The 10,699-nt window shown below is 77.1% G+C and carries 4 protein-coding genes; 1 reads left to right on the forward strand and 3 read right to left on the reverse strand.

All coding sequences use genetic code 11. The features are described from left to right. The first annotated feature begins 1,198 nt into the window (after window positions 1-1,198). Window positions 1,199-1,549 (forward strand): hypothetical protein, encoded by a 351-nt coding sequence (locus ACFV4N_RS24085; RefSeq protein ID WP_499674841.1) that lies wholly within the window; start codon window positions 1,199-1,201, stop codon window positions 1,547-1,549. A gap of 46 nt (window positions 1,550-1,595) precedes the next feature. Here ACFV4N_RS24085 and ACFV4N_RS24090 read toward each other — a convergent pair whose 3' ends face one another. From ACFV4N_RS24090 to ACFV4N_RS24100, 3 genes are all read right to left on the reverse strand, one after another. Continuing rightward, window positions 1,596-2,600 (reverse strand): 3-deoxy-7-phosphoheptulonate synthase, encoded by a 1,005-nt coding sequence (locus tag ACFV4N_RS24090; RefSeq protein WP_499674842.1) that lies wholly within the window; start codon window positions 2,598-2,600, stop codon window positions 1,596-1,598. After that, window positions 2,593-4,038 (reverse strand): MDR family MFS transporter, encoded by a 1,446-nt coding sequence (locus ACFV4N_RS24095; RefSeq protein WP_499674843.1) that lies wholly within the window; start codon window positions 4,036-4,038, stop codon window positions 2,593-2,595. The genes ACFV4N_RS24090 and ACFV4N_RS24095 overlap by 8 nt, the downstream gene beginning before the upstream one ends. Next, window positions 4,035-10,699: amino acid adenylation domain-containing protein (locus tag ACFV4N_RS24100; protein WP_499674844.1), on the reverse strand; the 6,665-nt coding region annotated here is incomplete at its 5' end. The genes ACFV4N_RS24095 and ACFV4N_RS24100, both read right to left, overlap by 4 nt.

A 10,699-nucleotide genomic window follows, 5' to 3' on the forward strand; every position in this document is an offset into this window, starting at 1 on the left:
CGCCGCACACCACCCCGCCGGGGGGGGGGGGGGGGGGGGGCCGCCGGGGGGGGCCGGGCGCCCCCCGCGCCCCCCCCCCCCCGGGGGGGCCGGGCGGCGCCGCCCGGCACCCGCCGAACGCTCGATCCCCGGTGTGCGGACCGTGCCCGGCGGGCGGCCGGTGGGCCGCTCGCGAGGTCGGCCGCCGGTCGCGGTCCGGGGCAGCGGGCAGCGGGCAGCGGGCAGCGGGCAGCGGGGCCGGCTCAGCACAGCGGCCGCACCCAGCGCGGGTCGGGGTCGACCCAGCCCCGCTTCCCCCCCGGAGCCGGAGACGTACCAGTACCCGTTGCCCGCCGAGCCGTTGCGGCGCAGCACCTCCAAGCGCTCGTCCCGGACGAACTGGTCGATCACCCGGCCCTCGGCGTCCCGCCGGAAGAGGGTTTCCGCGGTGACCTCGTAGTGGTCGCAGGCCGGGTCGACGGGAGGCAGCGGCTCGTCCGGCTCGTCCCGGTGGAGGGTGAACAGCACCCCCGCCAGGCACAGCGACCCGGTGAGGCCGCCGAGCACGGCCTTCCGCCACTCGCGCGCCCACCACGACCCCTCGGGCGGAGGCGCCGGGAGGTGATCCCCGGGCGCCTCCGGGGGTAAGGGCGGTATCCCCCCACGTCCCGAACCATTCGTGCCGGGAGAGCCAAGGGAGCCGTTCGCACCGTTCCGGGGATCGCCGAGGCGCCGCCTGCGTTCTTCATCCGCCCGGCGGCGGAGCGCGCGGATCCGGTCCCACTCCTTCGCCGGGACCCCGCCGTTCCTCAGGATCACGTCGAGGTTCTCCGCGTTCGGCAGCCCGTCGCCGGTCATCCACCGGGAAAAGCTCTGCGGTTTCACGCCGAGCGCGGAGGCCTGCTGCCCGCGGGTCGGTTTGCCGGTCCTCCGCGCGAGTTCGCGCAGGAGGACGTGGAACGCCTCGCCGTCGGAGCGCGAAACCCGCCCGTCGGGCCGCGTCGGTTCGGACGACTCTCCCACGCTGCCTCACCCCATCCCAGTCGATGAATGAGAACCCGCAGGTCAGGCTCGTCTCGTCGTACCACGTCCCGTGGAGCCTCCCTCCGGGGTCGGTGCACGGACCACTGTCTCAACAGCCGCACGGTCGTGCGGCTGACGACCGGGTCCGTCCCCGAAGCGATGGCGGGCGTTCCCGAAGCGATGGGAGAAATCCTTCATGTTGGTGTGGAAGCGGATTTCGCGAGCCGCGCTCGTGTCCGGCGCGGTGCTCGGTGTGCTCGCCCTCGGCGGCGGGGTCGCCGCGGCGGCGCCGGCGGCCGCGGCGACCACCGATGTGGCGGCCTTCGCGACGTGCACCTACGTCGTGCGCTACGACGGTCTCGCGGTCCGGGAGAACCCGAGCCCCGACTCCGTGGCCAGGAAGACCAAGGAGTACGGGTCGATCGTGGCCGGCCCGTGCGTCAACAGCCTGCACTCCAGCGGTGAGTGGTACACCGCCGTGCACTGCGACTGCGCCACCGACGGCGAGGGCTGGATGCGGACGTCCTACCTCGACCGCATTTCCTAGTCCGCATCTCCCGGTCCGGTCCTCCCGGCCCGACCTCGGCCGGCCTTCAGCCGCGCCGCCGCCGCGCCGCCCTGGCCAGGGTCTCCAGCAGCGGGACGGTGCGGTCCCAGCCCAGGCACGAGTCCGTCACGCTCAGGTCCGGCCGCAGCGGGCCCGCCGCCAGGTCCTGCCTGCCGTCGGACAGGTAGGACTCGACCATCACGCCCACCAGCGCGCGGTTGCCGCCCGCCACCTGCGCCGCCAGGTCCTCCACCACGCCCGGCTGGCGGTCGTGGTCCTTGCCGCTGTTGCCGTGCGAGGCGTCGACCACCACGCGCGGCGGCAGGCCGGCCGCGGACAGCGCCGCCAGGGCCGCGGCCACGTCGGCGGCGTCGTAGTTGGGGGTCGGGCCGCCGCGCAGGACCAGGTGCGCGTCGGGGTTGCCGGTGCTGCGCAGGGTGGTCAGGCGGCCGTCCGCCGAGACGCCCGGGAACGCGTGGGGCAGGCCCGCCGCGCGGACCGCGTCCACCGCCGTCCCCACGTGGCCGGACACGTCGTTCTTCATGCCCACCGGCATCGGCAGCCACGACGCCAGGTGCCGGTGCGGCTGGGACGCCACCGTGCGGGCGCCGACCGCGCCCCACGAGACCAGGTCCGCCACGTAGTGGGCCACCACCGGGTCGACGAACTCGTAGGCCAGCGGCAGCCCGGTGGCCGCCGCCTCGGCCAGGAACGCGCGGCCGCGGCGGATGCCCGTCGCGATGTCGCCCTTGCCGTCCAGGGTGGGGTCCGGCAGCAGGCCGGTCCAGCCCGACACCGTGCGCGGCTTCTCCAGGTAGGCGCGCAGGACCACGACCAGGTCGTCGGAGAACCGCTCGGCCGCGCCCGCGAGGAGGCCGGCGTAGTCGAGCGCGGCCTCGGGGTCGTGGACCGAGCAGGGTCCGACGACGACCAGCAGCCGGGGGTCGCGGCGGGCCAGGACCGCGGCCACCGCGTCGCGGTGCCCGGCCACGGCGTCGGCCACGCCGTGCGCGGCGACCTCGGCCGGCGTGGGCAGGGTGTCCTCAGGCATCTGCGGGGTCCTTCTCGCTCGGGTTGCGGGACGCGCTCGCGGTGGTGGGCTCGCTCGGGAGTGCCGTGGGGCGGGGCAGCCTGGTGGCGCCCAGGGCGGCGACCACGGCCAGCGCCAGCACCCACCAGAAGGTGTCGGCGAACGCCGCGGGCGCGTCGGGTCCGTGGGTCGTCAGGCGGGTCTGGAGGACCACGGCGAGGGCCGCCGTGCCCAGGGAACCGCCCAGGGTGTTGAGGAGGTTCAGCGCGCTCGCGGCCCTCGGCAGCTCGGCGCGGTCGATGCGGCTGTAGACGATGTTCATCACCGGCGCGCCGATCATGGCCGCCCCCGCGCCGCGCACGAGCAGGGACAGCGCGATGGCGGCGTCCGGCAGGTCGTGGTGCAGCTGGGTGAACGGCGCGGTGCCGAGGGCGACCAGCACGATGCCGGTCAGCACGAGGGTGCGGGGCGCCGCGGTGACCACGGCCCGGTTGATCGCGATCGCCGCGACCGCCGCGCCCAGGCCCTGCGGCGCGAGCAGCAGGCCGGTCTCCCAGGCGGTCAGGCCGCCGGCGGTCTGGAGGTACAGCGGCAGCAGGAACATCGTGCCGAACACCGACGCGCCCAGCAGCACCAGGGCCAGGGCCGCCACGCCGAACGGCGGGCGGGCGAACAGGCGCGGGTCCACCAGCGGGGTGCGGGTGGTGCGCAGGCCGTGGACGACGAAGCCCGCCAGCACCGCCGCGCCGACCCCGATCGCGGCGACCGGCACCGCGACCGGGCCGCCGCCCTCCAGACCGGTGAGGCCGTAGACGAGCACGGCCAGGCCCGGCGACAGCAGCAGCGCGCCGCGGGCGTCGAACGGGGTGCGCGCCCGGGCGGGCGGCGCGGCGGGCACCGCGCGGCGGGCCAGCAGCACCGCCACCACGCCGATCGGCACGTTGACCGCGAACAGCCACGGCCAGTCCGCCACGCCCAGGATCGAGCCGCCGACCAGCGGTCCCAGCACGGGCGACAGCAGCGGCACCACCGAGACCACGGCCAGCACGCGGCCGATCCGCTCGCGGCCCGCCGCCCGCGCCAGCAGCGCCTGGCCGGTCGGCGGCAGCAGCCCGCCCGCCAGGCCCTGGAGCACGCGGAACGCGACCAGGCTCGGCAGCGACCAGGCCAGCGCGCACAGCACCGAGGCCAGCACGAACACCACCACGGCGGCGAGCCAGGTCCGGCGACCGCCGAACCGGTCCGCCAGCCAGCCCGACGCGGGCACGGCGGCGACCACCGCGAGCAGGTAGGCCGTGCTGACCCACTGGATGTCGGTGACCGGCGCGTCGAACCGGTCGGCCAGCACCTCGACGCCGACGGAGACGATCGTGCTGTCCAGCGTCGCCATGAAGGTGCCGAGCACCAGCACGAACGCGGTCCGCCACAGCTCCGCGCCCACGCGCGGCGCGGTGCTCATCGCCCACCCGCCGCGGCGACGCGCCCCGGCAGGGAGGCCGCGGGCTCGTCGAAGCGGTCCGGCAGCCCGCGCAGCGCGCGCAGCAGGTCGTCGGCCAGCGCCCGCGCCTCCTCCGGGCGGAACAGGCCGGCCTGGTAACCCAGGACGCCGGTCCAGCCGCCGTCGGCCTCGGGCACGACGGTGAGCGTCACCGGGTGGTGCGTCCGCTCCCGGAAGCGCGTGCCGGTGACGACCAGGCCGGGCGCGGGCTCGCGCAGCCGCGCCGGGTCCACCGGGTAGTTCTCGAACACCACGAGGCTGTCGAACAGCCGCCGGCGGCCGGTCAGCGCCTCCAGCTCGGCCAGGCCGACGTGGTGGTGCTCCACCATCGCCTGCTGCCGCGCCTGGAGGTCGGCCAGGGCTTGCGCCACGGTGCCGGTGAAGCGGGCGCGGACCGGCACCGCGTTGGCGAGCAGGCCGATGATCTCCTCGACGCCCTCCACCTCGGCGGTGCGGCCGGAGACCATGACGCCGAAGCAGGCGTCCCGCCGGCCGGACCGCGCCGCGAGCACCGCCGCCCACGCGCCCTGCACCAGCGTGTTCGGCGTCAGCCCGCGCGCCGCGGCGGCCCTGGTCAGCTCGGCCACCTCGGGCGGCCCGACCTCGAACAGCACGGGGTCGGTCGCGCCGACGGCCACCGCGCCGGCGGGGACGAGGTGGTCGCCCTCGGGCAGGTCGGCCAGCTCGGCGCGCCAGGCGCGCAGGTCGGCGGTGTGGTCGCGGGCGGCCAGCCAGCGCGGGTAGCGGGAGAACGGCACGGGCTCCGGCAGCGGCACGTTCCCGCCGACCCGGTTGGCGTAGAGGGCGAACAGGCCGGTGAGGATGCGCGGCGCGGACCACCCGTCGGACAGCACGTGGTGGCTGGTCAGCACGAACTCGTGGCGGTCGGGGCCGCGCCGCAGCGCGGTCAGCCGCACCAGCGGCCCGGTCGCCAGGTCGAACGGCTCGGCCAGGTCGGCGGCCAGGGCGCGGTCCACGTCGGCGTCGTCGGTCACGTCGAGCACGCGGAACGCGGGTTCCGGCTCGGCGGGCACCACCTGCACGTCGTGGGACGGCGGGAACACCGCGCCCAGGTTCGGGTGCCGCCGCAGCAGGTCCGCGCCCGCCGCGCGCAGCGCCGCCACGTCCAGCTCCCCGGACAGCGAGAACGCGGCCTGCACGGTGTAGGGGTCGGCCGCGCCGTGCCGGCGCGACTGCGCGAGCACCAGCTCCTGCAAGGGGGTCAGCGGCAGCACCTCGCCGCCGGCGGGCACGTCGGCGACGAGGTCCGCGAGCGCGTGCCGGAAGCACTCGCCCAGCTCGCGGACCTCCTCCTCGGTGAACAGCGCGGCGGGCCAGGTGAACCGGACGCCGAGCGCGTCGCCGCCGCCGGTGTCGCGGGCCAGGGCGTTGACCATCAGCGCGTGCGGCAGCGGCAGGTCGTCGCCGCCGCCGGAGCCCAGCGGGTCGGCGTCCGGCGGGGCCTGCCACACCTGTTCCGAAGCCGGCGCGGCCGGGAACCGGCCCAGGTAGTTCCAGCTGATCTCGGGCGTGCGCACCAGGTCCCCGCCGAGGATGCCGTGGCCCAGCCCGTCGCCGGCGGCGCGCAGGTGGTCCCGCACGGACCGCAGTTGGGCGGCCGTGCCGCCGTCCGGCAGCGCGATCCGGGCGGGGTGGACCGCGGTGAACCAGCCGACGGTCTGGGACAGGTCGACCGGCCCGGAGAAGTCCGGGGCGTGCGGCGGGCGGCCGTGGCCCTCCAGGGCGACCAGGAGGTCCGGCGCGACGCCGCGCCACCGCGCCACCGCCCGCGCGAGGGCGGTGAGCAGCACGGTGTCCGGGGTGGTGCGGTAGGCGGCGGGCAGGGTGGTCAGCGCGGCCCGCGTGGTCGCCGGGTCCAGCGCGACCTGGTGGTGCACGGCGGTGGCGGCGGTGTCCCGGGCGGGGTCGAGCGGGGTGCGCGCGAGCGGCGCGGCGGGCGCTCCGGCCACGCGCCGCCAGTGCGGCAGCTCGGCTTCCCGGGTCGGCGCGGCCGCGCGCAGCGACCTGGCCCAGCCCAGGAACGACCGGCCGTGCCGGGTCAGCGACCCGCCGGCGTGCGCGTGCGCGACGTCGTCGAGCAGCACCCGCCAGGACACCGCGTCCACGACGAGGTGGTGGGCGACCAGGGCGAGCCTGCCGAGCCGCGCCGGGCCGGCGTCGACCCACACCGCGCGCAGCACCGGCCCGGTCCGGGGGTCCAGCCGGGCGCGGGCGTCGGCCACGTGGGCGTCGACCAGGGCCCGCAGGTCGTCGGACTCCCCCGCGCGCACGCGGGTCAGCACGTCCGCGCCGGTCACCGCGCCCACCTCGGGGATGCGCAGCGCGTCCTCCACCAGGTGCGCGCGCAGCACGTCGTGGCGGGCGAGCACGGCGTCGAGCACCCGGCGCCACGTGGCCTCGTCGCCGCCGGCGGGCACGCACACCTCGACCCACTGGCAGAACCCGTCCGCCGCGCCGCGCCGCAGCAGGTCCCGCATCACGGGGGTGAGCGGCGCGTCGCCGACCGCGGGCTCCTCGTCGGCCCGGTCCGGCCCGCCGCAGCGCGCGGCGATGCCGGCGACCGTGCCGCCCTCGAACACGTCGCGGGCGGTCAGCCCCAGCCCCTCGCGGCGGGCCCGGGAGACCACGCGCAGGGACACGATGCTGTCGCCGCCGACCTCCAGGAACGAGTCGTCCAGGTGCACGTCGTCGGTGCCCAGCACCTCTCGGAACACGCGCAGCAGCACGGCTTCGGCGGGCGTGGCCGGTTCCCGCGCGGCGGTGGCGGCGCGGGCCTCGGGCGCGGGCAGCGCGGCCTGGTCGAGCTTGCCGCTGGGCCCCAGCGGCAGGCGGTCGAGGACCACGAACGCGCTCGGCACCATGTGGTCGGGCAGCTCGGCGGCCAGGTGCCCGCGCAGCCGCGCCTGGTCGACCTCCGCGCCGTCGGTGGGGATGACGTAGCCGACGAGCCTGTTCTCGCGCACGACCACCGCGCACGCCCGCACGTCGGGGTGCCGGGTGAGCACGGTCTCGATCTCGGGCAGCTCGATGCGGAACCCGCGCAGCTTGACCTGGTGGTCGGCGCGGCCGAGGAACACCAGTTGGCCGTCCGGCCGCCACCGCACCAGGTCGCCGGTGCGGTACATGCGGTCGCCGGGCACCCCGAACGGGTCGGCCACGAACCGGTCCGCGGTCAGGCCCGGCCGGTTGAGGTAGCCGCGGGCCAGCTTCGGCCCGGCCAGGTACAGCTCGCCGGTCACGCCGACGCCGACCGGCAGCAGGCCGGCGTCCAGCACGTAGGCCCGCACCTCGGGGTCCGGCCGCCCGATCGGCAGCGGTCCGGTGTCGTCGTGGTCGTAGTGCCAGGTGACCGAGTTGATGGTGACCTCGGTGGGCCCGTAGGCGTTGAACAGCGCCCGGCGGCCGGCGCCCCAGCGGCGCGCCAGCTCGGGGTCGAGGCGTTCCGCGCCGACGACGAAGAACACGTCCGGCGGCACGGTGCGGTCGTCGGGCATGGCGGCCAGGAACGACGGCAGCAGGTTCACGCCGGTCACCCGGTGCTCGGCGATGTAGTCCAGCAGCTCGTCGCCGGGCACCCGCACCTCCTCGGGCGCGACGACCGACGTGCCGCCGGACAGCAGCGGCAGCATGAACTGCCAGAAGGCCACGTCGAAGCTGGTCGAGGCGAAGTGCAGGTAGCGCTCGCGCTCGCCGATGCCGACGACGTCCTCCTGGAGGGAGATCAGGCTCGGCACGCCCCGGTGCGTCAGGGCCACGCCCTTGGGCCTGCCGGTCGTGCCGGAGGTGTAGATGACGTAGGCCAGCGAGTCCTCGGTGAGGTCGCGGCGCGCGTGGGCCGGGTCGGCGTCCCACTCCGCCGGGCCGTCCACCGCGGACGGGTCGACCACGGGCAGGTCGGCGCCCACGGGCAGGTCGGCGCCCGCGTCGCCGTCGGCGACCACGGCGGTCGGCGCGACGTCGTCGAGCATGAAGGCCAGCCGGTCCCGCGGGTAGGTCGGGTCCATCGGCACGTACACCGCGCCCGCCTTGAGCACGCCGAACAGCGCCACCACCATCTCCACGTCGCGGCCCAGCAGCACCGCGACCGGGTCCTGGGGCCGCACGCCCCGGTCGAGCAGGGCGTTGGCCAGCCGGTTGGCCCGCCGGTCCAGCTCGGCGTAGCTCAGCGAGCGGTCGCGGCAGACCACGGCCTCGGCGTCCGGGGTGCGGCGCACCCACGTGCCGAACTCCTCCAGCGCGCCGCCGCGCGGCCTGGTCGGCTCGGGTCCCGCGCCCACGCGCAGCAGGTGGTCCTGCTCGTCGGCGTCGAGCGCCCGCAGCCGGGCCACCGGCCGGTCGGGGTGGGTGACGACCTCGCTCAGCAGGTTGCGCAGCCAGCGGCCGTAGGAGCGGACGGTCTCCTCGTCGAACACGTGCGACCGGTAGCCCAGGCCGAGGGCGAACTCGTCGCCGGGCAGCACGATGACGGTCAGCGGGTAGTGCGTGGCGTCGGTGATGTCCACCCCGGCCAGCTCCAGGCCCGGTGCGACGGGGAAGCTCCGCCGGTCGGAGAGCGGGAAGTTCTCCATCACCAGCATGGTGTCGAACAGCTCGCCCGCGCCCGCCGCGCGCTGGATGTCGGGCAGGCCGACGTGGTGGTGCTCGACCAGCGCCACGGCCTCGCCGTGCACGCGGTCGAGCAGGTCGGCGGCGGTGTCGGCGGCGGTGTGCCGGACGCGGACCGGGATGGTGCCGCCGAGCTGGCCGATCATGCCCTCGACGCCGTCGACCTCGGCCGGCCGGCCGGAGACCGGGCAGCCGAACACCACGTCGCGGCGGCCGGTCAGCCTGCCGAGCAGCACGCCCCAGGCGGTGGTGAACACGGCGGTCGGCGTGACGCCCCGGTCGCGGGCGAACGCGCGCAGCCGGTCGCTGAGGTCCGCGCCGAGACCGACCATCACCCGTTCGGGCCGGTCCGCCGCGGGCGCCGCGACGCCCGCCGGGGCGAGGTGGGTGCCCTCGACCCCGGCCAGGGCCTCGCGCCACGCGTCCAGCGCGGCGTCGCGGTCGCGGTCGGCGAGCCAGCGGTGGTACTCGGCGAGCGACGGCGCGACCGGTGCGGCCGGACCGCCGCCCAGCTCGGCGTAGGTGGCCAGCAGGGTGCGGCCGACGATCGGCATGGACCAGCCGTCGAGCAGGGCGTGGTGGATGGTGATGGCCAGGCGGTGCTCGTCGGGGCCCGCCGCGCACAGCAGGAACCGGATCAGCGGCGGCCGGTCGGTGGGGAACGGGCGCTCCAGCTCGGCGCGGCACTCGGCCGCCGCGCCCTCCTCCGAGCCCGCGGCCGCGTGCCGCCAGTCCAGGCGCACGTCGGCGGGCACGACCTGGACCACGTCGCCGGCCGGCGTGGTGTGCAGGTGGACGCGCAGCGCGGGATGGCGGCGCAGCAGCTCCTCGGCGGCGGCGCGCATCCGGTCGGCGTCCAGCGCACCGCGCAGCAGCGTCACCGCCTGCACCACGTACACGTCGGCGTCGCCCTCGCCGCGCACGAGGGACTGGAACGACAGGCCCACCTGCAGCGGGGTCGCCGGGAGCACGTCCTCGACGCGGCCGGCGCGCTCCAGGGCGTCGATCGCGGCCTGGTCGAGGTCCACCAGGGGCAGGTCGGACGGGGTGAGGCCGCCGCCGTCGGGTCCGACGCGGTCGGCGTGCGCGGCCAGCGCGGCCAGCGCCTCGCCCCAGGCGCGCTGGAGGTCCGCCACGGTGTCGGGCGGCAGCACGGCGCGGGCGGCGGTCCACTCGACGGCCAGGCGCGGCGCGCCGCCGTCCTCGCGCACGAAGCAGTTCAGCGCCAGCAGCTGCTCCAGGGCCTTGGCGGGCGGCTCCACGACCGCGAACGCCTCGCCCTCCGGCAGCCGCCACCCCCCGCCGGGCTCCGCGGTGAACCGGCCGAGGTAGTTCAGCAGCACGTCCGGCGGCGGGGTGGCCGCCAGCTCGTCGCGGGTCACCGGGTCGAGGTGGCGCAGCACGCCGTAGCCGAGGCCCTGGTCCGGGGTGGCGCGCTTGGCCTCCTTGGCGGCGCGCAGCAGGCGGTCGACGTCGCCGCCGTCGAGCGCGCCGTCGAGCGCGCCGTCGAGCACGTCGGCGGGCACGCGCACCGGGTACTCGGCGGTGAACCAGCCGACCGTGCGGGACAGGTCCGCGCCCGGGTGCTCGCGGCCGTGGCCCTCCACGGTGACCGCGACGTCGCCGCGCACGCCGCGCAGCCGCAGGGCCAGCGCGAGGCCGGCCAGCAGCACCTCGTCCACGCTCGCGCGGTAGGCGGCGGGCAGGGTGGTCAGCAGCGCGGCGGTCACCTCGGGCGGCGCGACGGTCGTGGTGCGGTCGGCGGTGGCCGCGGTGTCCGCGGCCGGGTCCAGCGGGCGGTGGCCGAGGCGGGTGGTGGACAGCGCGCGCCGCCAGTGGTCCAGCTCTTCGCGCCGGGCACCGCTCTCGGCCTGCTCGGCGAGCAGCAGCGCGTGCCGCCGCCACGACGTGCCGACCGGGGCGAGCGCGTCGCCGGCGCAGGCCGCGTGCAGGTCGGGCAGCAGGACGCGCCACGACACGCCGTCGACCACCAGGT

Origin of the sequence: Actinosynnema sp. NPDC059797, from assembly GCF_042732085.1 — a bacterium.
In the GTDB taxonomy this organism is placed as follows: domain Bacteria; phylum Actinomycetota; class Actinomycetes; order Mycobacteriales; family Pseudonocardiaceae; genus Actinosynnema.

Coding starts and splice junctions, on each gene's coding strand:
- ACFV4N_RS24085 (WP_499674841.1), top strand. CDS start 1,199: ATGTTGGTGTGGAAGCGGATTTCGCGAGCCGCGCTCGTGTCCGGCGCG.
- ACFV4N_RS24090 (WP_499674842.1), bottom strand. CDS start 2,600: ATGCCTGAGGACACCCTGCCCACGCCGGCCGAGGTCGCCGCGCACGGC.
- ACFV4N_RS24095 (WP_499674843.1), bottom strand. CDS start 4,038: ATGAGCACCGCGCCGCGCGTGGGCGCGGAGCTGTGGCGGACCGCGTTC.